Origin of the sequence: Ruegeria sp. Ofav3-42 (assembly GCF_022347725.1) — a bacterium.
GTDB lineage: Bacteria > Pseudomonadota > Alphaproteobacteria > Rhodobacterales > Rhodobacteraceae > Ruegeria.
In genome coordinates this window covers 187211-208869 of sequence record NZ_JAKRGB010000001.1, presented here as the reverse complement: position 1 = coordinate 208869, position 21659 = coordinate 187211, and the positions used below count along the sequence as shown (strand labels likewise).

Genomic DNA, 21659 nt, shown 5'->3' with positions numbered 1-21659 from the left:
ACCCTGAAATTTGCCGGTATCGTGGCGGAAACCGGGCCAAGCCATGCCGTATCAGCGGCCCATCTGTTCCTTGAGTTGCCGCAGGTTCGGATCGTCAGGAACAATCTCCAACCCTTGTTCCAAAACGTCCAGCGCCGCCTGAGGTCCGCGATTGATCTGCGCCAGTTGTACCAGCATCGGCCACGCCTCGGCGCGTTGCGGGTCAAGTGCGACGACCTCCTGAAACGCCTGTTCTGCCGCCTGAGAGTTGCGGAACGTCAGGGCCATCCCGCCCAGCACAAGATGCGTTTCGGGGAAATCCAATCGGTTGGAAATTGCGCCCTGCCATTCCGACATGCCCTGCCCTGACAATTGCCGCTGTTCCGCAGTCAAGGCTTGTGTCGGAATGGTCAGGAACTCTTTCGCGGCAGAGATACGCACGTTCTTCAGAGGATCGGAAAGCAGCGGCTCAAGGCGTTGAATCTGATCTGGCAAGCTGGCCTGACGCTGCAGAGGTGCCGCGTTGGCGCGAACCACCGGGTCTTCATCGAACAGCAACGAGGCCGTTCTGGCCGCCACATCCACCGACCCATATGGTTGAAGAAGGAACGCTGCTGTTGCGCGTACAATCCCCGGCTGCTCCGGGTCGGTCGCAATCTCCAGCAAATCCTCGGGACCATCCGCGCGCCCGAGCGTAGCCGCCTCGAAGGCCGAACCGAAATGCGGCCCTCGGCGCACGCTGGCCGGGAACCATTTTTCGATCTGCTGCGCAGCCCATGTCTGATCCTGATCCTGATGGCAATCGGTGCAGGCATCCTGTCCCAGCCCCAGATCAGGACGCGGAATACGGAAGCTGTGATCGCGCCTGCCGTCCACGCCCATATAAACACGCTCGATCATATGGCAGGACTTGCACTGCGCGCCATCGCTGCCCTCTGGGTGGTTATGATGTTCGGTCGTGTCGTACTCTTTGGCCGTCAATGTTGGAAACTCTGGGTTTCCCGCCGGTGAATGACACTGAGTACAGATCCCGTTTCCGTCCGCTTTCAGCGTTACGCTGTGTGGTTCGTGGCAGTCCATGCAACCGACACCGCGATCATACATCTTGGACTGCAGGAACGAGCCATAGACATAAACCTCATCCAGAATCTGGCCGTCGGGGTGGTACAGCCCCGGTCTGAGCACGGCGAGGTTATACGCATCATGGTAAGGTGTTCCAGGAACAGGATTGCCGTCTCCGTGCGCCTCACGGCGGGAATGACAACTCGCACATTGCTGGATCTCTGCTTCGGTCTGGCCCCTGCCCCAATCCATGCTGAAACCCGTTTCACCGAGACCTGCGGCGAGGCTTTGGCCCCCGACCCAGTCAATATGTGCCGAACCGGGACCATGACAGGCTTCGCATCCGACGCCAATCTCAACCTGAACCGAGCTGTATGTACGTTTCTCGGGCTCATAGTTCTTTTCGAAACCCGTCGCGTGGCATTCCGCGCATCGCGCGTTCCAGTTTTTGTAAGGTCCGCTCCAGTGCAACCCATCGTCTGGCGGTAAGTCCTGATCGGGATAAAGGTGGAACCACCGCTTGTTCTCGGTATCCCAGACGGCATCAAAGCTCTGCAATCGACCGGGTTCGGTTTCGAACAGGTATTGCTGCAAAGGTTCAATGCCCACAACGGAGTGAACTCCGTATGTGGTGGCCACCCCGTCCTTTTCAGTGACCTTCGCTTGCAAAGCTCCGTTTTCATCGGTGAACTCGACCGACATGCCATCATGATCGAAGCGCGTTCCATCAAAATCCGCGACGACGGCGCCCTCCCCGACCTCGGTCCAGGCCAGCGCATGGTGGGACGCGGACCATGCCGCAGCTTCGTCTTCGTGGCATTCGACGCATTGGTCCGACCCGACATAAACGGGCGATTGACCAAAGGCGGCAACCGGGAAGAACAAACAGACGCCAAACGCCAGAAATTTCACTGAGAACCCCGATCTTGTTCTTTTTCCAGATCCATCAAAGCACCGTTGTATTCGGCGCCAAGGATCAAAATCGCAGCGCACAGGTAGAGAAAGATCAAGGCAGCCATGACACCGGCCAAACCGGCGTATGTGGCGCTGTAGGTGGCGAACTGGGCGATGTAGATTGAAAATCCCCAACCGCCTGCAGCCCAGAGACCCAGAGTCAAAACCACCCCCGGCAGGATCTGCATCAACCTGTGTCGGCGGGTTGGCAGGATCATATGTGCCAGCACCACGATGCCTGCCGGAACGGCAACGGTAAACGTCCAGCGCAAACGGTCCACAGACAACCAGTCGGAAACGTTCAAATCTGTCTTCTCCGTAACCAACTGAGTGTAAAACGGTAAAACGACCTCGACCGCTGCGATGGCCAGAATAACCACGCCGCCAACAATCACGAGACCAAGGCACAACAGCCGCGTTTTCCAGAACGGCCAGACATCCTTGTCATGATAGGCCTGGTTCATTGCCGCCCGTACCGCCATAACTCCGTTCGACGCAAAGAAGATCGCCAAAAGAGCGCCCAGGGTGATGACGCCGGAACCGGATTCTTGAAGCACGGCGCGCAGCTCGGCCACGATGGGGCCTGCGACATCTTTCGGCCAAGCGCCAAAGATCAACTCGATCAATTCATCGGTGACATACCCTTGGGACAAAGACCCGGCCAAGGCCACAGTGAACAACACGAACGGAAACAGGGCCAGCATCAACGACATGGCGACGTGACTGCTCATCACGAACCCGTTTTTGTTGTTGAACCGAACGATGGCCAGCCAAAGCGCCTGAACAGGCCGGCCAAGAGAGGGAATCACACGTGCGCTCATTCCCAGACCCTAACCCGCCTCGCCATTCCTCTGAAACGGCAAATCCCGCGTAAGTGTAAATTATCTAGCTCAAATATTTGGGCACATTGCAGAATCCTGCCCGCGCGTGCAGGATCACCTTCCAGAGCGATCACCAATCGGTGTAATGTGCCAAACGGCACGACAGGCGGGCTAATCAATGACCTTGGAACCAGACCAGAACACTGAGGCACCGCGACTGAAGCTGTCGGTTGTTCGGGACACCACGATTGTCGCCACGCTGATCGTGCTGGGTTTGTATGCGGGCTCTGCCTTTTTGATCCCGCTGACGATGGCGCTGCTGATCAACGTTCTGATCATCGCGCTCAGCGACCGGGTTATCGCGCTGACGCGGGTGCCGGTCTGGCTGGCCAATTTGGCGGGTGTCACAGTCGTGTTGGCTGGTTTGTTCGTGATCATGTACATTCTCGGCAGTCAGGCGACCCAGTTCGCGCGGTCGATCAGCACCTATGAAAACCAATTCGACGGCGCCGTTCACCGCATCACCGGGCTGGTGGGTAATGACGTCACCAAGTTCATCCGCGACAACCTCGTCAGCATCGACATGTCCTATGTCGCACGGGTTCTGCTCAGCAGTGCGACATCGCTGTTGAACCAGTTCTTTCTGATCAGCCTTTACGTTGCATTCCTGATGGCCGAGCGTCTGGCCTTTCGCAAAAAGATCCAACTGGCAGCGGGCAATCCTGAAACCGGGGCCGAATTTACATCAATTCTGGATGCGATCACCTTTAGCCTGCAGCGATATGTCGGCGTAAAAACATTCATCAGCCTGGTCACCGCAGGCATCAGTTATACCGTCTTCAAGGTGCTTGGGCTTGAATACGCGGAAACCTGGGCGGTTCTGACCTTTGCGCTGAATTTCATCCCGTCGATCGGTTCGATTATCGCCGTGATCTTTCCGGCCATGATCGCTCTGGTTCAGTTTGAAACGATCGGGCCGTTCCTGATCATCGTATTCGGCTGCGGCACCATTCAGTTTCTGATTGGCAACTTTCTGGACCCTGCCATGCTGGGCCGGTCGCTGAACATGTCCACGTTTCTGGTGATCCTGGCGCTGACCTTCTGGACAACCGTCTGGGGGCTGATCGGCGCGTTCCTCAGCGTTCCGCTGACGGTCTGCATCCTGATCATCTTCAGCCATATTCCCGCGCTCAGACCCGTTGCGATTTTGATGTCTCTGGATGGCCGGCTTGGCGACGACAACACGCCCGCACGCCAGCGGTAACCGATGCAGGCCCCTGTTTTCATAGGGTCCGAAATCTATCGACATTCGACTTACGGCTCCAAACATCCGCTGGCCATTCCGCGTGTTTCAACCGTCATCGACCTATGCCGCGCGCTGGGTTGGCTGACGATAGAAAACTACCGGGTCAGCCCCTGCGCGAAACCAAGTGCCTTACAAAGGTTTCACACACCGGACTATATAGCTGCCTTGAAAGCGGCTGAGCACGCTCAGAGCGTTTCGGATGAAGTCCGCGTCAAACACGCGCTGGGCACGCTGTCAAACCCGGTGTTTCCGGAAATGTACCGACGCCCGGCCACAGCGGCCGGAGGGTCCATGCTGGGCGCCGAACTGATCCGGGATGGCGGCATCGTCTTCAACCCGGCCGGTGGCACGCACCATGGCCTGCCTGACCGCGCCAACGGGTTTTGCTACTTGAACGATCCGGTTCTGGCGATCCTTGCGCTTTTGCAAATGGGTCTGGATCGCGTCGTCTATATCGATATCGACGCGCATCATTGTGACGGGGTCGAGGTCGCCTTTCACGGTTCAGACAAGGTCCGAATGATTTCGGTTCACGAAACCCGGCGTTGGCCCTTTTCCGGCACGCTCATGGATGATGCAGGTGGCGCGGCGCTGAACTTGCCGGTGCCCAGAAACCTGAATGACGACGAGTTTTCGGCCATTCTGGACCAGCTGATCCTGCCCGCAACCGAAGCCTTTCAGCCCCAGGCAATCGTTCTGCAATGCGGGGCGGACGCCGTCGCCGAAGACCCGCTGTCGCGCCTGGCGCTGTCCAACAACTCGCATTGGCAGACGGTCGCCGCGTTGAAATACCTCGCCCCACGGATTCTTGTTCTCGGCGGCGGAGGCTACAACCCATGGTCCGTCGGGCGGCTTTGGAGCGGCGTTTGGGCCACCCTGAACGGGTTCGATATTCCCGACGCTCTGGATGCCGAGGCTCGGGAAATCCTTGAGGCCCTGACATGGAGCCGAGCGGCAGGTCGGCAACCTTCGCCCCATTTGGTGCAGACCTTGCGCGACGCACCAAATCACGGTCCAATCCGCCCTGAATTGAAGGAGGATCTGCGTCAACTGACCGCTCGAATTTCCCGGTAGAATGCCCACCAAAATCCTGCTAACATACCGTCGTTGCAAAACTTTTTTAACCACCCAGCATCCTGAATAGTCTCAACGTCAAAACCGAAAATTGGCGCCGATTGGATCCACGAAATGAATGCACTTAATCAGATAAATGATCTTAAAGCCCGCATGGGACAGACCATCATCGGGCAAACCGAAGTGATCGACCGCCTTCTGATCGGGATACTGGCGAACGGAAATTTGCTGATCGAGGGGCTGCCCGGTCTGGCAAAAACCCGCGCGGTCAAGGCCATGGCCAAAAACTTGGACGCAAGTTTCAGCCGGATTCAGTTTACACCCGATTTGCTGCCCTCAGACGTCACCGGAACCGAGGTTTTTCAGCAAACAGACGACGGCGGCACCTTTCGCTTTGAGCCGGGTCCCATCTTCGCCAACATCGTTCTGGCGGATGAGATCAACCGCGCCCCAGCCAAAGTCCAGGCTGCTTTGCTTGAGGCGATGGAGGAACGGCAGGTAACTGTTTCGGGCACAACGCATAAGATGGACCCCCTGTTCATCGTGATGGCGACGCAAAACCCGATCGAACAGGAAGGCACGTACCCTTTGCCCGAAGCGCAGATGGACCGGTTCCTGATGCATGTGCAGATCACCTACCCGCCGGTCGAGGACGAGGTTGAGGTAATCCGTCTGGTGCGTAACGAAGAGATCGCGGCCGGAAAAAGCGCCTCCAACGATGTCCCTCCGACCATCCCACAGGACGCCGTTTTCGCCGCGCGTGCTGAGATCGGCCAGATTCACGTTTCTGACGCGATGGACCGGTACATGGCCGACCTCGTGCAGGCGACGCGGACCCCAGGCGCGCTAAGTGAAGAACTGGCCAGTTGGATCGACATCGGGGCCAGCCCCCGCGCCTCGCTGGCTCTGGACAAGTGCGGCCGCGCACATGCCTGGATGAACCAGCGCGACTATGTCGACCCGGCCGATATTCGCGCGATCGCGCACGACGTTTTCCGCCACCGCATAACGCTCAGCTTTGAGGCGCAAGGTAGTGCCAAATCGGCGGATGACGTGATTTCGGAAATCCTGCAGCTTGTCGCGCTGCCCTGATCCCTGAGGAACGCCGCGTGTCCCAGACCGCCGCATATCCCGACGACCCGCGCATTCACGTTAATGCGGACCACCTGTTGCGGTTGGGACCCAAGTCGCGTGCGCTCAGCCTTTTGCCGCGTCAGCCAGCCCGTTCGATCCTAAACGGTCGGCACGCATCCCGCCTGCGTGGGCGTGGATTAAATTTCGAGGAACTGCGCAACTATCAGCCCGGCGATGACATCCGCACAATCGACTGGAAAGTGACCGCTCGTACCGGAGAGCCCCATGTTAGGGTCTATACCGAGGAGCGCGATCGCCCGGCCCTGTTGCTGGTCGATCAACGGGTTTCGATGTTCTTCGGAACGCAAGTTTACATGAAATCGGTTATCGCGGCCGAGGCAGCGGCCATCGCGGCGCATCGTGTTCTTGGGCAGGGCGACCGGGTCGGCGGGATCGTCTTCGGCGACACCGATCTGGCCGAACACCGCCCGCAACGGCGACCAGCCGCCTTGACGCGCTTTCTGACCTCCGTGGGGTCATTGAATTCAAACCTTCACGCGTCACTGCGTCCTGAACCGACGGTAACTCTCAATGACGTGCTGAAACAGGCAACACGGATCGCGCATACCAATTCGCTAGTATGTGTGTTTTCGGATTTTGACGGGCTGAACGAGACTTCGGAAATACTGCTACGTAGACTTTCGGCGCCCAACGATCTGATTTTGTTCAATACTTCCGACCCGAGCTCGCGCGAATTAGCTCCAAATCTCAAAATGACCGTGTCCGACGGCGACCGCCAGATCGAAATCGACAGTTCGGACCACGAATTGTCGCCTCGCATACGCGCGGCGTTGGAGGGCCGTTTGGCACAGCTGCAAATTTGGTCGCGCCGCTATGGCTTTCCAATCGTGCCTTTGACCACCGCGGAACCAACACTCGACCAACTCCTCAGGCTGTTCGGCCATCGTGGAGGCCGATAATGAGCGTCGATGTCGAAGGCAAATCGCTGGTTGGACTGCTGGACATGCTTGAACCCGCTCCGGCGCCGGACCCGATTTCGATGATGCCGCAGACATGGGGTTGGGTTGCTCTGGCGCTGATCGTCGTGGGTTTGATCGCGCTTTGTCTATACGCTGTTCTGCGCCACCGCCGGACAAATGCCTACAGGCGCGAGGCGCTGGTTGAACTGGCGGCCTCGGGCGACAGCGCAGCAAAAACGGCCGAGATTCTACGCCGCACCGCGTTGGTCGCGTTTCCCCGCAAGCAGGTTGCGTCATTGCACGGTGACAAATGGGTGAACTTCCTGAAGCAAACGTCTGAAAAAGCATCATTTCAGGAAAACGCGTGCCGCGCCCTTATTGAGGCACCATACAGAACGGACTCGACTGATCCAAACCTGACTAAACTTGCACGGGACTGGATCAAGACCCACAAGCGGGAAAGGGCAACGTGATGTTTTCCTTCGCTGCGCCTTGGGCCTTTCTCCTGATGCCGTTGCCCTTGCTGGTGTACTGGTTCGCCCCTCCGCACCGAGAGAAAAGCAGCTCAATCCGCATCCCGTTCTTTCGCCACGTCGCGCAGGCTGCAGGCGTTGAGCCGAAGTCCGGCTCCGTCATCCTGAACCGCGCAAAGCTGCAGACCGGAATCGTTGTATTGATTTGGCTTCTCTTGGTGACAGCAATGGCTCGCCCAGAAAAACTGGGAGAGCCCGTGGTCATCGAGAAATCGGCCCGCGACGTCGTGCTTGCGCTGGATATATCCGGCTCGATGGATCAACGCGATTTCACCTCGTCAGACGGAACACCCAAACAGAGGTTGGCCGCCGTCAAAGACGTGCTGCGGAGTTTCATCGCCGAGCGTCAGGGGGATCGCATGGCTCTGATCATCTTTGGTACCCGTGCGTTTGTGCAGGCTCCGTTCACGGAAGATCTGAACAGTTTGAATGGGTTCCTGGATCAAACTGCAGTAGGAATGGCTGGGCCGAACACCGCCCTGGGAGACGCCATCGGGCTGGGAATTCGTACATTCGATTCGAGCGAGCTCGACCAGCGCCTGATGATCGTGCTCAGCGATGGTGCGGATACGTCCAGCCGAATGACGCCGATAAACGCCTCCGCTATTGCAGCGGATAAAGGCGTCGTCATCTACACGGTGGGTGTCGGGGACCCGAATGCCTCGGGCGAAGATCGGGTCGATCTGGGCGCTTTGAAAGAAATCGCGGACCGGACTGGGGGCGAGTACTTCTTTGCAGACGACGAAGACGCGTTGGCGGCAACGTATGAACGCATCGATCAGCTCAATCCCCGGGTCGTGGAAACCCAAAGCTACCGCCCGCGCGAAAGTCTTGCGCATTACCCCCTTGTTCTGGCTTTGATGCTTATGCTTGGCAGCATTGCCGGATTACACCTGACGCGGCGCAGAGGTGTGGCATGATGGGGGTATTGGCAGAATTTCATTTTATTCGAGTATATTGGCTGCTTTTCTTCATTCCAATCGCTGGCTTGTGGTGGCTGGCGCGCCCTAAACCTCAATCGCAATACCAACAACCCGAAGGTATCGCCCCGCATCTCGCGGCCGCACTTAGGTTGGGGTCCGAAGATAGGCGGCGTGTCTACCCGATCGATGTCGCGATGATTGCGGCTATTCTAACCACGTTAGCCGCGGCAGGACCGACATGGTCCCGTGCACCCAATCCGCTGGTCGCAGATACCGCACCTTTGGTGATCGCGCTGAAGGTTACGGACAGTATGGAAGAACCCGACCTTCCTCCGTCACGCCTCGAGCGGGCCAAGTTCAAGGTAACTGACCTGATAAATGCCCGCGCGGGCGCACGCACCGCTTTGATTGCTTATGCTGGAACCCCTCACCGCGTTGCGCCCTTGACCGAGGACGCCAATATCCTCCGCCCTCTTCTGGAAGGTCTTTCGCCAGCCGTCATGCCAAAACAGGGTGACGCCGCTGCGGACGCGTTGGCGCTGGCTGAATCTATTTTGGCCGACAGCGAAACGCCCGGGGCGGTCTTGTTCGTCTTGGACGACCTCGACCCATCGCAGCTGGCCGGTTTCGAGGAAGCGACCACGCCCGTGTTCTTCCTCACAATGCTACCCGGTGATCAGCGTATCGCCCAACTGGACGGCCTGAGGAATGCGACCGTCGTGCCATTTTCGGGTGATGATAGGGATATCAATCGGTTACAACGTCAAATTCAGTCTGCTTATACAGCGGCACTGGATGATGGCGACCGCCTGGATTGGCAGGATCGAGGCTGGATTCTGGCGTGGCCAGCCGCACTGTTGTCGCTGCTTTGGTTCCGACGGGGTTGGGTCATCCGATGGGCATTTCTTGCGCTGTTCTTCACGACCCCTTCGGGCCCCGCGTTTGCCGATGGATGGCGGGATTGGTTCCTGACCCCCGATCAGCAGGGACAAATCGCGATGAACCAGAAACGCTATGCTGAGGCGGCTGACCTGTTCCAGGACCCATATCACGAGGGGTATGCAAGGCTGAAGGCGGGACAGTATCCGGAAGCAGCAGCCATTTTTGCAGAGCTTGATACGCCAGAGGCCGCCTTTTCAGAGGGAATGGCCAGAATTCGAAATCGGGAGTACCGCCCCGCCGTAGCGGCCTTTGAAACAGCGCTGGAACGCAGACCGGACTGGCCCGAAGCGCAGCACAATCTGGAAGTGTCCAAGGCAATCCTCGAATACGTTGAAACGACCCGCGAGCAGTCGGACACAGGCGAAGAAGCAGGGATCGGAGCGGACGATACGGTCTTTGACAATGAGGCCGGTCGAGGAGAGAACACAACCGTTCAGGCACCGACCGAAGGCGCGCAAGCCATGTCGGCGGATCAGTGGATCAGTACAATTGACACCGACATGCAGGACTTTCTTCGCAACCGGTTCCTTTTGGAAAATCAGGAGCAACAGCAATGAGATACCTCCTTTTTCTCATGCTGATACTGCCGGTGCCACTAATGGCACAAACAGAGCTTCAACCTCAGGTCTCCGCCGAAGTACCGACCGAGCCGGTTACCGTCGGGCAGCCTGCAATTGTTCGGATAAAGGTTCTTGTCCCGACCTTCATGCCGTCTCCTCCAGTATTTCCTTCACTTGAGCAAGAGAACCTGCTTGTGCGCCTGCCCGAACGCGCCTCGGGCCCCGTTAGTGAAACGGTGAACGGCGAGACCTGGTCAGGGGTTCAGCGCAGCTATCGCCTGTATCCGCTTCAAGCCGGACAAGTTGTGTTCGGCGCTCAGGATGTCATCGTTACCTTCGCAGATCCCGACACGAATGCGCCGACGCAGGTGTCCGTCTCCCTGCCCGAATTGACATTGAACGCTGTCGTTCCTAAGGGCGCGCGCGACCTGGACCCGCTGATCATCGCAACGGGTTTCGAGGTGGATCAGCAGATCGAAGGTTCGACCGAGATGGAAAACGGCGGGGCCATCACGCGCCGTTTGACGTCCAAAATCACCGGGACGACGCCTTTCCTGGTCCCTGAGTTGATCCCAGAAATCCAAAACCCTCTGCTGCGCGCCTATCCAAAAGAACCGCGTTTCACGGAAAGCGAAGACCGCGGAATATTGTCCGGGCAACGCGTGGACGAAATCACCTATCTCGCGCAGGACGGCGGCCAAACCGAACTGCCGCCAATTTCGGTTCGCTGGTACAATCTGGAAACCGATCAGGTCGAAACCATCGACATCGAGTCAGTCGAGCTGACCCTAGCGCCACCCAAATGGCAGCCGCCAGGCGCGGAATCCATTCTGACCGCACTCATTTGGTTCGCAGTGCTGGGGTTGGCATTTTGGGGTGTGTTGCGCTTCTTTGGTCCACGCATCAAAACGTGGAACCAAATGCGACAGAAAAAGTACCAGGAATCCCCCGAGTTCGCGCTGAATGTGTTAACGACCGCGCTACAGGAGCGCGATTTTTCAAAGACATACTCGGCATTGGAAATGTGGAAAGCACGAAGTGACTTCCCCGAAATGGCTATCGGTCTCGAAAGACGGCTGGCTAAGATCGGGGCTGCAAAATACTCAACCCACAAAGAGGATTCAGGTGCGGACTGGGCAGCAGCGATTTCGGAACTCAAGGCTCTGGGGCAAACACAGCGCCACCTGTCGGACCCGCTTCCGCCGCTTAACCCGTAACCTTAGCACTGACAGCTGGAGATCAATTTCCGTCTGTCTATCAGGCGAACGCGGCCGTAACCAAGTTCGATCAATCCCAGGTCCGCAAGGCGGTGTAGATTCCGGTGTAGCGTCGGCTGAGAAACGGCGACCATAGCTGCCAGTTCGTCCTGAGAAACAACGATCCACCCATCGGATTTTGTTGCCCCCTCATCGAGATGCAATAAGCGCAACACCAAACGCTTTTCTGTGCCAGTAACGGCCAAGTTGGCCATGATACGCAATGCGGTCTGCATGTTCTCATGCGACAACGCGTAAAAGTCGCGGACGTAATCCGGATTGTCGCGCACCAATCTGTCCAAGCGCGAAGACGGAAAGAACAAAGCGCGCGTGTGCTGCGTCGCGAAGACGCTCACCAGCCTTAGCGCCTCAGCAAACAGCGCCAGATCGCCGATCCAGAACCCGCCGCCCTGACGGTGAACCACGAATTCCTGACCATCATCCGCTGGCGCCATAATCTGAACAGCGCCCTCCAAAACCGCATAGACCCCGTTGGCCGGGTCACCGATGTGATAGAGGGGCTCGCCAGCTTCAAACGTTTTTGCAATCCCGCAGGCGAGCAGATCCGATTGAAAACGAGAGCCGCGCGTTCCGAACCACCCCGAGCCCAGCAGCTGTTTCCGGTCATTGGGATTATCAAACATTAGTATTCATCAATCTCATCATATGATAGGTTTCCGCACATTATCATAGCTTAAGGTATGGCTATTCGATTCTCGACCTAATCCTAGATTTTCTGGTCGAGAATCAAGACCTTGTTGGCGGATCATTTATGAACTTGGGCGCCTTCAATTACTTTTCAATCAACGGGTCATTAAGACTCGGTCAGTTCAGGAGCATACTATGTCACCACCTCGATCGATTGCAGATAATTGGCGCAGTAAGCTGCGCAAGTTCGCTGTAGCTTCCGTTGCTGTTGTGCTGGCCATGCCCGCATGGGCACAGGATCAAAAGCCAAACATCCTGGTAATTTGGGGCGACGATATCGGGCAATCCAACATCTCGGCCTACACGATGGGCCTGATGGGGTATCAAACTCCGAACATCGACCGGGTTGCGAAAGAAGGCATGATCTTCACCGACTATTACGGCGAACAGTCCTGCACCGCCGGTCGGTCCTCTTATATCATGGGCCAGTCAGTATTCCGCACGGGCCTGTCCAAGGTCGGCCTTCCGGGCGCGGATCTGGGTATGCAGGTTGAAGACCCGACAATTGCCGGCCTGTTGAAAGACCACGGCTATGTCACCGGCCAGTTCGGCAAGAACCACCTTGGCGACAAGGATGAGCATCTTCCGACAAACCACGGTTTTGATGAGTTTTTCGGCAACCTCTACCACCTGAACGCGGAAGAAGAACCCGAGAACGAGGACTACCCCGGCGATACGGTGCTGGCCGATGGCCGCACGTTCCGCGAAGCTTATGGTCCGCGTGGCGTAATCAAGTCCAAGGCGGACGGCACAATCGAAGATACCGGCCCGCTGACGAAAAAGCGTATGGAAACGGTCGACGAAGAAACCGTCGCAGCCGCGATCGACTTCATCAAGCGCGCGCATGAGCAAGGCCAGCCCTTCTATGTCTGGTGGAATGGCACGCGCATGCATTTCCGCACCCACGTCAAAGACGAGATGCGGACGCAGGCGAATGAAATCGTCGGTGGCGTAGCGGACGAATACACCGCTGGTATGATTGAGCATGACATGCATGTCGGGCAGCTGTTGGACCTGCTGGATGAGCTTGGCATCGCTGACAACACGATCGTGCATTATTCGACCGACAACGGCCCGCATTACAACACCTGGCCGGATGCCGCTGCAACGCCGTTCTGGGGTGAGAAGAACACCAACTGGGAAGGCGGCTGGCGCGTCCCGTCAATGGTTCGCTGGCCCGGTCAGATCGAAGCCGGCTCGGTCACAAATGAGATCGTGCACCATATGGACTGGCTGCCGACATATCTGGCGGTTGCAGGCGATCCTGAGATCAAGGAAAAGCTGAAGCAAGGGTACTCATCCTCTGGCATGGGCCGCGACTACAAGGTCCATCTGGATGGCTATAACATCCTGCCGCTGCTGACCGGTGAGGCAACCGAAAGCCCGCGGAGGGAGATCTTCTATTTCTCGGATGATGGTGACCTGACTGCCCTGCGCTTTGACGATTGGAAACTGATTTTCCTGGAGCAGAAGGCATGGGCAACGCTGCGCGCCTGGATGGAGCCGTGGACCGAGCTGCGTATCCCGCTGATCATCAACCTGCGTCGTGACCCGTATGAGCGCGCTTACCGCACGTCCAACACTTACTACGACTGGTTGCTTGATCGGGCTTATTTCCTGGTACCAGCCCAGCAATATGTGGGCAACTTCCTGGCGACTTTCCAGGAATTCCCGCCGCGCCAGAAAGCTGCAAGCTTCAATCTGGATCAGGTGATGGACAAACTGGCAACGCCGACCAACAACTAAGTCGAGTAAAACAAAACCCGGGGCCGCCACATAAATGGCGGCCCTTTTCATCTTGAAATTAAATGAGAAATTCATGCGTCACTTCATTCTAAGCGCCGTACTCTCCTGCGCCCCGATGATCGCGCTGGCAGACCCGCTGCCCAGCTGGAATGCAACCGAAAGCAAGGATCGGATCATCGATTTTGTCGCCGCAGTTACCGACCCGGAAAGGCCGGAATACGTGACACCTGCTGAGCGGATTGCCGTGTTCGACAATGACGGAACCCTTTGGGCCGAGCAGCCAGTCTATTTCCAGCTGTTCTTTGCCATGGACCGTCTTGCCCAGTTGGCTGAAGCGGACCCGTCAATCCTATCCACGCCCACGTTGCAAGCCGCTGCAAAGGGCGATCTGAAAACCGTTCTGGAAGATGGCCATGATGGCTTGATCGAGGTCATAAACGCCTCGCACGCCGGCGTCTCAGTGGACGAGTTTCAGAACGCGGTTGCCGAATGGTTGGATACCGCACGGCACTCAGACACCGACCTGCCCTATGATCAGATGACCTATCAACCGATGGTCGAGCTGCTGCGGTATCTGCGCGACGAAGGGTTTAAGACCTACATCGTTTCCGGCGGCGGCTTGCATTTCATGCGCGTTTTTGCCGAAGAAGCCTATGGCATCCCGCCCGAACAAGTATTGGGCACCTATACCGACACAACCTACGACAGCGCCGAAGGTGATCCGGTCATCACCAAGGCCCCCAGCATCGCATTTGTCGATGACAAGGAAGGCAAGCCAATCAACATTGAGCGTACAATCGGCAGACGTCCGATATTGGCCGGCGGAAACTCGGACGGCGATTTTGCCATGTTGGAGTGGACAACAGCGGGCGATGGGCCACGATTGGGAATTCTTGTTCACCATACAGACGGGGAGCGTGAATGGGCTTATGACCGCGAAAGCCCGATTGGCAAACTGGTCGATGGGTTGGACAAAGGACCGGAATTGGGCTGGGTCATCGTAGATATGGCGCAGGACTGGTCGCGCATCTACACTGGGGCGAACTGAACCGTCACGGAGCCCGATAACCCTATGTGGACACTGCTTGTTTCTGTCTTTTTGTTTGCGCTTTATGCCACGGCAGTTGTCTTCGCGGTGCGTGCGGCCCAGACCGCGCGCACGCCTCAGGGTGCGGTCGGTTGGGTGGTCTTTCTGGTGTCTGCCCCGATGTTGGGCGTACCGCTCTACCTGTTTCTGGGGCACCATCGGTTTAGCGGTTACCGTATCGCGCGCAAAGAAAGCCAGCGCGTTGTCGAGGGGATCAAAACCTTTGCCGATTACTCCAGACCGGACCCCGAGAAGATGCTCATCAACCCCCGGCCCTTTGAGGCTCTGGCGCATTTGCCCGCGTCGCGTGGCAATGGTGCGGAACTGCTGATTGACGGGCAGGCGACCTTTGACTCGATATTCGAAGCCATCGATGGGGCGAAATCTTATGTTTTGATCCAGTTCTACATCGTGCGCGCTGACGAGCTCGGTCAGAAACTCAAAAGAAAGCTGATCGCAGCAGCAAAACGCGGTGTCAGCGTCCGGTTCATGATGGACGGGGTCGGAAGCTATTCTCTGCCCTCGGACTACATCGAAGAAATGCGCCAGGCCGGCGTTACAATTGCCGACCCACGCGAACAACGCGGGCCAAAGTTTCGTTTTCAATTGAATTATCGCAACCATCGCAAGTCGGTCATTATCGATGGCGAAAATGGGTTTATTGGCGGGCATAACGTCGGTGTCGAATATCTTGGGCAGGATCCGCATTTTGGCCACTGGCGCGACACGCATATCAAGATGACCGGCCATATCGTCCGACAATTGCAGCTGATCTTCATCGAAGACTGGCATTGGGCCCATGAAGAAGATCTGATCGATCAACTGGACTGGGCCGGGTCCGAGGCAGATCAGGACATGAACGCCCTGCTGGTTGCGACCGGGCCAGGAGATGAAAACGAAACCGGGGCGCTGATGTTCTTCGCCGCAATCACCGAGGCGCAAAACCGGATCTGGATTGCGTCGCCGTATTTCGTTCCAGACATCGACATCATGACCGCCCTGAAGCACGCGGCTTTGCGGGGTGTCGATGTACGCATCCTTATACCGGATTCCATTGATCATCGCCTGCCCTGGCTGGCGGCCTTTGCCTATTTCGATGAAATCCGCGAATGCGGTGCCAAAGTATTTCGGTACAAAGATGGTTTCATGCACCAAAAGGTGTTTGTGGTCGATGACGCCTTGGCAGCCGTGGGAACGACCAACCTGGACAATCGATCATTTAGACTGAACTTTGAGGCAATGGCCCTGTTCTTCGATCCCCGCGCAGCCGAGGCCGTAGAGGCAATGCTGCAAAAGGATTTCGAAAAATGTTATCAGCTGACGCGCACTTTGGGTCAGCAACCTGCCCCAATTCGCCTTGGCGCTCCGATTGCCCGATTGTTCGCGCCGATCCTTTAGGCCATGAATCTTTCCTGAAACACGCGCGTCATCAGGGCGACCATGTAGGCGGTCGACAGGCCAAACGCCAGCAGACCCGTGACCGCGGCAAACGTCCCGAAAATACGCAGGTCTTCACCCAAAACGATATCGCCGTAACCAAGTGTGGTGAACGACACGAGTGAGAAATACAGCGCCGTGTTCCAATCGGGCAGGACACCGCCGAACACCCAGACAATCGCCCAGATCCAAACCTGAATGGTATGGGTCGCAACAATAAAGGCCAGCGCCATGGCGATCGGACCGGCCGTCGCCAGAATATCGCCTTTGTTTTCCCATCGTTCGATCAACTTGTTGATAGCCACAGTGCACATTGTCAGCAGGATGATTTCGACCAGAAAGCAAAGCCCGAGAAACGTGCTTCCCCATAAAATCTGCTGCGACAAGGTCATGTTTTTACATCCTGATTTGTGCCGACGGCCAACCGGTCCACAATGACCTGCGAGGACGAGCGAAACAACCCGCTCTGCTCCAATCCGAAGTGCGGCGAAAGGAACCGATGGTGCGTCACCTCTGGACAGTTGGTGAAACTGTTGCAAATCCTTGTGAAAATGGGGACGCATATGCTTCTGAAATTCGATCAGGTTCAGAAATCCTATCCCGGCGGACGCCCGGTCCTGCGGGATGTGTCGCTGTCTCTGGATCGCGGTCAGACGCTTGCACTGACCGGCGAAAGCGGCAGCGGCAAGAGCACGCTGTTGAACCTTGCAGCTGCGCTCGACACAGCAGATGGCGGAGAGATCACGCTGGATTGGACGAATCTGTCAAATCTGGATGACTCAGGCCGGGCGGCTCTGCGCCGTACTTCTTTGTCGTTGGTGTTTCAGCAGTTTAACCTGATCCCTTCACTCACGACCGGCCAGAACCTGTCGTTTCACGCGCGGCTGGCGGGGTGTCACGATCCCGACTGGTGCGCACATTTAGCCGATCGGTTGGGTTTAACGGATCTTCTGGATCGATATCCGGAGAACCTGTCGGGCGGGCAGCAGCAGCGCGTTGCCATTGGTCGCGCCATGGCCGCGAAGCCCAAACTGCTACTGGCGGATGAGCCGACGGGAAACCTCGACGAAACCGCAAGTGCGACCGTGCTTGATCTGATGCTGTCTTTGGTTGCCGATACGGGCGCTGCGTTGCTTTTGGTCACCCATTCGCAAGAGATCGCGGCGCGGCTGGATCGGCGGGCGCACCTGACGGGCGGACACATCGAATGACGCTGACCGTCATACAGGCGCTGGCCTCGCATTGGCGCGCGCACCGCCTGCAATTGGCGACGTTGCTCATTGGTCTAGCTTTGGCAACTGGCTTATGGTCCGCCGTTCAGGCCATCAACGCTGAGGCGCGCGCGAGCTATGACCGCGCGGCCGATCAGCTTGCCTTGGGGCAGTATGATGAGTTGCATGACCCGACCGGCCCGATCCCTCTCTCGCGTTACGTCGACCTGAGGCGCGCCGGATGGCAGGTCGCAGCCGTACTGGACGGACATCTTCGCATTGACGGCCGAGCTCTGCGCGTACTTGGGGTGGACATGGTCGCCTACCCCGCCCTGCCCGCTGTCACGCAGTTGGAGCAAAGCGGAACGCCCCCCGACCCTGCCGACATTCTGACTGCGCCCGGTCGCTTGTTAGCACGGCCAGAGTTGGAAATGTTGCTTGCCGGTCGGGCATCGTTACCGCCGGTGATGACAAGCGACGCTCTGCCGCCGGACCTGATTCTGACAGATATCGGCGTGGCGGAAACTCTGCTGGACAGGCGCGGTGAAATCTCCCGGCTTATCGTTCTGCATGACCAGCCGAGCGCTGTCGCGTCGCTCACCGAAATTGCTCCCGAGCTGGAGCGGACAGCGGCCGCGTCGCAACTGGAAACTGCGCAGTTGACGGACAGCTTTCACCTGAACTTGTCAGCCTTTGGCCTTCTGTCTTTTGCAGTTGGATTGTTCATTGTGCATGGCACCGTGGGACTGGCCTTTGCCCAGCGGCGCGCAATGATCCGGACGTTGCGGGCCTTGGGCGTTTCGATGCGACGCCTTGTCTGGCTCATCATGGTCGAGTTGTCGGTGTTGGCGATCATCGGCGGCATACTTGGTCTGTTACTGGGATTTTTCCTTGCTGGCGCATTGCTGCCTGACGTCGCAGCGACCCTGCGGGGTCTGTACGGCGCGCCGGTCAGCGGGCAGATAACCTTGCAACCGCAATGGGTTCTGACCGGTCTCGCGATGGCTTTAGGGGGCACTTTTCTTGCCAGCGGACACGCATTGTTTCGACTGTCACGTATGCCGATTCTCAGCGGAGCGGGTTTGCAGGCCTGGCGCAGCGCTGCCTCTGGCAATTGGGTGACAGCCCTCGCGGGATTGGCTGCGATTGCTGGCGGAGTGGCCGCCCTGCTTGTCTTTGGAGGATTGATTGCAGGCTTCGCAATGGTGGCCGGGCTGTTGATCGGATCGGCGCTTGTGTTGCCCTACCTTCTTGCGCGCGTTCTCATTGTGCTCCAGCGCGCTGCTAGGGGGCCGGTTGCCCAATGGGTATGGTCGGACATGCGCACGCAACTGCCGGGTCTGTCTCTGGCGCTGATGGCGCTTTTGCTCGCGTTGGCCGCGAATATCGGCGTGGGAACAATGGTGTCCAGCTTTCGGCTTACCTTTGTCGGTTGGCTGGATCAGCGTCTGACATCCGAGCTGTATGTGACCGCCGCCGACGATCAGCAGGGTCAACAAATCTCGGAGTGGCTGACCCCTCAGGTCGACGCTGTGCTGCCGATCCGTAGCGTTGAACTCGCGCACCCCACTGGGCCACTGTTCTTGTATGGCGTTATAGACGATCAGACCTACCGGCAGAAATGGCCGCTGATTTCTTCATCACCCGGTGTTTGGGATCGCGTTATGGACGGGGCCGCCGTGTTGATCAATGAACAGCTTGCCCGCCGCGAAAACCTTTGGCCCGAAGACGTTCTTGCGATTACTCCAACCACCTCTATGACCATTGCAGGTGTCTATTCCGACTATGGCAACCCGACCGGTCAGGCCATCGTTTCAATGGCGCAATTCGACCAGATCGCGCCGAGGGCCGAAGCGCGCCGGTTCGGGGTTCGCCTCGCGCCCGAGCGGGCCACGGATCTGGCGCAAGCTTTGCGAGACCAGTTCGACCTGCCGCGCCGCGCGGTCGTGCAACAGGCCGCGATGAAGGCGCAATCCATGGACGTTTTCGAAAAGACATTTGTGGTGACGTCAGCGCTGAACATCCTCACGCTGGGGGTTGCGGGGTTCGCTATTCTGACCAGCTTGCTAACTCTGTGGACGCAGCGCCTACCGCAGATTGCTCCGGTCTGGGCGCTGGGGCTGACACGGGCAAAACTAGCCCGGCTGGAGCTGTTGCGCAGTGTGTTGCTTGCCGCACTGACGGCCATTTTCGCTCTGCCTTTGGGGTTGGCGCTGGCCTGGGCTTTGTTGGCCGTCATCAACGTCGAGGCGTTTGGCTGGCGATTGCCAATGTACCTTTTCCCGGCCGACTGGGTGTACCTTCTGCTGCTGACGCTGTGCGCGGCCGTTATCGCAGCCGCCTTGCCGGCAATCCGGTTGTTACGTCTGCCTCCTGCGGACCTACTGAGGGTGTTTGCCAATGAGCGTTAGGATATGCCTTATTCTGCTAATGTTGGCTCTGCCCGGCTTTGGCCGCGCGCAAGGTTACGCAGGGCTTGGCGGTTCCGCTGAAGGGTTCTCGGTGCCTAAGCCCGGTTATCAGTTTCATTTCCCGCAGGATCATGGCCCCCATCCGTCCTATCGGATTGAATGGTGGTATCTGACCGCGAACCTGCTGGGCGAGGACGGGCGCGACTATGGAATTCAGTGGACGTTATTCCGGTCGGCGCTGAAGCCAACTGAGAAAGAGGGTTGGCAAAGCCCGCAACTCTGGCTGGGTCATGCCGCGGTGACTACACCCGAAACGCACTACTTCGCCGAACGCCTTTCACGTGGCGGAATTGGTCAGGCGGGTGTCACGGCCGACCCGTTTGAAGCTTGGATCGACGAATGGCATATGCGCGGCCCGGACCTCGAAGCCCTACACCTGTTGGCAAATGGGGCGGACTTTGGGTACGATCTGACGCTCGAAGCCAAGGGACCGCTCGTTTTCCACGGCGAGAACGGATACTCGGTCAAATCTGCCGATGGACAGGCCAGCTATTATTATTCTCAGCCGTTTTACGACGTAGAAGGAACCTTGCACCTGCCGGGTGGAGAAGTCGCAGTCACTGGAAAAGGTTGGCTGGACCGGGAATGGTCGTCACAACCTTTGGCCGAGGATCAAAGCGGATGGGATTGGTTCTCTCTCAGTCTCGACGATGGCGACAAGATGATGGCCTTTCGCTTGCGTGGGGACCGTGGCGACTTCACCGCTGCCACATGGATCGCCGAAGACGGCAAGGCGACGGCAATACCTGATGGCTCTGTCGCGTTTGAGCCGCTGGCAACCGCCCGGGTCGCCGGACGCGATGTTCCCATTCGATGGCGGGTCACGCTGCCGGATCGTGATCTGGATGTCGAAGTTTCGGCTCTGACGCCCGACGCATGGATGGCCACACGGTTCGAATACTGGGAGGGTCCCGTTCAAATCATCGGCAGCCATTCCGGGCACGGGTATCTAGAGATGACCGGGTACTAGGCCCCGCTTTGTAAGCCGTCACATGACAAAGCCGACCCTTCGCCAACATATCCTGTGTGCAAAGATGGGCATACCAGCGAAGCCTGCCTTGCACCCAATGAAACCATGGCCTTTCACCAGACAAGGCCATAGATTGCTCATAGTTTTGCAATCGTAGAAGAATTTGAATGACCAAAAACAGACTCTTGTCCCAGTTACCCGGTGGCAATTCTGTAATTGAGTGGTTTGGTCGCACCCCGAACTTTCATGATGCAGAAATTGTTAACCTTGACCTCAGGCAGTTTAAGACCAGTTCAATCGGTCTACACTTGTAGAACACAACAGATGCCATAGACGACAACGGTTGTTTTCTAACTGACAAGCACGCACTTGTGAAAATAGCTTTCGAAAAAGTCGACAAAATCGAACTGTCAGATTTTGACTTTGAACACATCGGCATCGTGTATTCTCTCGAGATTTTCGGGTCACCTTCGTCAACGGAGATCAGATGGACAAGTTCTGTCGGGGTTGAAGGCAGAATCACGGGAAGCGGAGTGTCCATCTCCATTTCTTCGTACCGAAACAA

At 57.5% G+C, this 21659-nt stretch carries 18 protein-coding genes; 14 read left to right on the top strand and 4 right to left on the bottom strand.

The window, feature by feature from the left end; genetic code table 11:
* Positions 1-51: 51 nt before the first annotated feature.
* Positions 52-1953 (bottom strand): multiheme c-type cytochrome, encoded by a 1902-nt coding sequence (locus tag MHN28_RS01005; RefSeq protein WP_239335089.1) that lies wholly within the window; start codon positions 1951-1953, stop codon positions 52-54.
* Positions 1950-2816 (bottom strand): YihY/virulence factor BrkB family protein, encoded by an 867-nt coding sequence (locus tag MHN28_RS01000; protein ID WP_239335088.1) that lies wholly within the window; start codon positions 2814-2816, stop codon positions 1950-1952. Before MHN28_RS01000 ends, MHN28_RS01005 begins: the two co-directional genes overlap by 4 nt.
* Positions 2817-2994: 178 nt before the next feature.
* On the opposite strand from MHN28_RS01000, the gene MHN28_RS00995 reads away from it, so the two are divergent.
* From MHN28_RS00995 to MHN28_RS00960, 8 genes are all read left to right on the top strand, one after another.
* Positions 2995-4080 carry an AI-2E family transporter gene (locus MHN28_RS00995; RefSeq protein ID WP_239335086.1) on the top strand — a complete coding sequence of 362 codons (1086 nt, stop codon included), beginning with the start codon at positions 2995-2997 and terminating at the stop codon, positions 4078-4080.
* A 3-nt stretch (positions 4081-4083) separates the two neighbouring features.
* On the top strand, positions 4084-5196 hold the full coding sequence (locus tag MHN28_RS00990; protein ID WP_239335084.1) for an acetoin utilization protein AcuC: 1113 nt from the start codon (positions 4084-4086) through the stop codon (positions 5194-5196).
* 114 nt (positions 5197-5310) lie between these two features.
* Positions 5311-6288 carry a MoxR family ATPase gene (locus MHN28_RS00985; RefSeq protein ID WP_239335082.1) on the top strand — a complete coding sequence of 326 codons (978 nt, stop codon included), beginning with the start codon at positions 5311-5313 and terminating at the stop codon, positions 6286-6288.
* Positions 6289-6305: 17 nt separating this feature from the next.
* Positions 6306-7250, top strand: coding sequence for a DUF58 domain-containing protein (locus MHN28_RS00980; protein ID WP_239335080.1), 945 nt, complete (start codon positions 6306-6308; stop codon positions 7248-7250).
* The gene (locus MHN28_RS00975) at positions 7250-7723 is read left to right on the top strand and encodes a DUF4381 domain-containing protein (protein ID WP_239335078.1); all 474 of its coding nucleotides are present in this window, start codon (positions 7250-7252) and stop codon (positions 7721-7723) included. The genes MHN28_RS00980 and MHN28_RS00975 overlap by 1 nt, the downstream gene beginning before the upstream one ends.
* Positions 7723-8703 (top strand): VWA domain-containing protein, encoded by a 981-nt coding sequence (locus MHN28_RS00970; protein WP_239335068.1) that lies wholly within the window; start codon positions 7723-7725, stop codon positions 8701-8703. The genes MHN28_RS00975 and MHN28_RS00970 overlap by 1 nt, the downstream gene beginning before the upstream one ends.
* A complete protein-coding gene (locus MHN28_RS00965) occupies positions 8700-10205 on the top strand; it encodes a VWA domain-containing protein (protein WP_239335066.1) in 1506 nt (501 codons plus the stop codon). The genes MHN28_RS00970 and MHN28_RS00965 overlap by 4 nt, the downstream gene beginning before the upstream one ends.
* Positions 10202-11425 carry a hypothetical protein gene (locus MHN28_RS00960; protein ID WP_239335064.1) on the top strand — a complete coding sequence of 408 codons (1224 nt, stop codon included), beginning with the start codon at positions 10202-10204 and terminating at the stop codon, positions 11423-11425. Before MHN28_RS00965 ends, MHN28_RS00960 begins: the two co-directional genes overlap by 4 nt.
* A 2-nt stretch (positions 11426-11427) precedes the next feature.
* On the opposite strand, the gene MHN28_RS00955 is transcribed toward MHN28_RS00960, so the two are convergent.
* Positions 11428-12108, bottom strand: a complete 681-nt coding sequence (locus tag MHN28_RS00955) for a Crp/Fnr family transcriptional regulator (protein ID WP_239335062.1) — start codon at positions 12106-12108, stop codon at positions 11428-11430.
* Between the two features lie 283 nt (positions 12109-12391).
* On the opposite strand from MHN28_RS00955, the gene MHN28_RS00950 reads away from it, so the two are divergent.
* The 3 genes from MHN28_RS00950 (at position 12392) to cls (ending at position 16403) form a co-directional block, all read left to right on the top strand.
* Positions 12392-13918: an arylsulfatase gene (locus MHN28_RS00950; RefSeq protein WP_239335693.1), complete on the top strand. Its 1527-nt coding sequence runs from the start codon at positions 12392-12394 to the stop codon at positions 13916-13918.
* Between the two features lie 73 nt (positions 13919-13991).
* On the top strand, positions 13992-14966 hold the full coding sequence (locus MHN28_RS00945) for an HAD family phosphatase (RefSeq protein ID WP_239335060.1): 975 nt from the start codon (positions 13992-13994) through the stop codon (positions 14964-14966).
* 24 nt (positions 14967-14990) lie between these two features.
* Positions 14991-16403, top strand: a complete 1413-nt coding sequence (cls, locus tag MHN28_RS00940; RefSeq protein WP_239335058.1) for a cardiolipin synthase — start codon at positions 14991-14993, stop codon at positions 16401-16403.
* Here cls and MHN28_RS00935 read toward each other — a convergent pair.
* Complete coding sequence (locus MHN28_RS00935; protein WP_239335057.1) at positions 16400-16834, bottom strand: ion channel; 435 nt, start codon at positions 16832-16834, stop codon at positions 16400-16402. The two genes, cls and MHN28_RS00935, sit on opposite strands and share 4 nt — an antisense overlap.
* Positions 16835-17005: 171 nt before the next feature.
* Between MHN28_RS00935 and MHN28_RS00930 the strand changes: the two genes are divergently transcribed.
* The 3 genes from MHN28_RS00930 to MHN28_RS00920 are packed head-to-tail and all read left to right on the top strand — an operon-like array spanning position 17006 to position 21094.
* Positions 17006-17653, top strand: a complete 648-nt coding sequence (locus MHN28_RS00930) for an ABC transporter ATP-binding protein (RefSeq protein ID WP_239335056.1) — start codon at positions 17006-17008, stop codon at positions 17651-17653.
* Positions 17650-20064 carry an FtsX-like permease family protein gene (locus MHN28_RS00925; RefSeq protein ID WP_239335055.1) on the top strand — a complete coding sequence of 805 codons (2415 nt, stop codon included), beginning with the start codon at positions 17650-17652 and terminating at the stop codon, positions 20062-20064. The genes MHN28_RS00930 and MHN28_RS00925 overlap by 4 nt, the downstream gene beginning before the upstream one ends.
* Positions 20054-21094 carry a lipocalin-like domain-containing protein gene (locus MHN28_RS00920; RefSeq protein ID WP_239335054.1) on the top strand — a complete coding sequence of 347 codons (1041 nt, stop codon included), beginning with the start codon at positions 20054-20056 and terminating at the stop codon, positions 21092-21094. The genes MHN28_RS00925 and MHN28_RS00920 overlap by 11 nt, the downstream gene beginning before the upstream one ends.
* Positions 21095-21659: the final 565 nt, after the last annotated feature.

Bases quoted from the DNA above. Each gene is read 5' to 3' on its own strand.
- MHN28_RS00985 (WP_239335082.1), top strand. From the start codon at position 5,311: ATGAATGCACTTAATCAGATAAATGATCTTAAAGCCCGCATGGGACAG.
- MHN28_RS00965 (WP_239335066.1), top strand. From the start codon at position 8,700: ATGATGGGGGTATTGGCAGAATTTCATTTTATTCGAGTATATTGGCTG.
- MHN28_RS00920 (WP_239335054.1), top strand. From the start codon at position 20,054: ATGAGCGTTAGGATATGCCTTATTCTGCTAATGTTGGCTCTGCCCGGC.
- MHN28_RS00995 (WP_239335086.1), top strand. From the start codon at position 2,995: ATGACCTTGGAACCAGACCAGAACACTGAGGCACCGCGACTGAAGCTG.
- MHN28_RS00930 (WP_239335056.1), top strand. From the start codon at position 17,006: ATGCTTCTGAAATTCGATCAGGTTCAGAAATCCTATCCCGGCGGACGC.
- MHN28_RS00950 (WP_239335693.1), top strand. From the start codon at position 12,392: ATGCCCGCATGGGCACAGGATCAAAAGCCAAACATCCTGGTAATTTGG.
- MHN28_RS00960 (WP_239335064.1), top strand. From the start codon at position 10,202: ATGAGATACCTCCTTTTTCTCATGCTGATACTGCCGGTGCCACTAATG.
- MHN28_RS00925 (WP_239335055.1), top strand. From the start codon at position 17,650: ATGACGCTGACCGTCATACAGGCGCTGGCCTCGCATTGGCGCGCGCAC.
- MHN28_RS00975 (WP_239335078.1), top strand. From the start codon at position 7,250: ATGAGCGTCGATGTCGAAGGCAAATCGCTGGTTGGACTGCTGGACATG.
- cls (WP_239335058.1), top strand. From the start codon at position 14,991: ATGTGGACACTGCTTGTTTCTGTCTTTTTGTTTGCGCTTTATGCCACG.
- MHN28_RS00945 (WP_239335060.1), top strand. From the start codon at position 13,992: ATGCGTCACTTCATTCTAAGCGCCGTACTCTCCTGCGCCCCGATGATC.
- MHN28_RS01000 (WP_239335088.1), bottom strand. From the start codon at position 2,816: ATGAGCGCACGTGTGATTCCCTCTCTTGGCCGGCCTGTTCAGGCGCTT.
- MHN28_RS00955 (WP_239335062.1), bottom strand. From the start codon at position 12,108: ATGTTTGATAATCCCAATGACCGGAAACAGCTGCTGGGCTCGGGGTGG.
- MHN28_RS00970 (WP_239335068.1), top strand. From the start codon at position 7,723: ATGTTTTCCTTCGCTGCGCCTTGGGCCTTTCTCCTGATGCCGTTGCCC.
- MHN28_RS00935 (WP_239335057.1), bottom strand. From the start codon at position 16,834: ATGACCTTGTCGCAGCAGATTTTATGGGGAAGCACGTTTCTCGGGCTT.
- MHN28_RS00990 (WP_239335084.1), top strand. From the start codon at position 4,084: ATGCAGGCCCCTGTTTTCATAGGGTCCGAAATCTATCGACATTCGACT.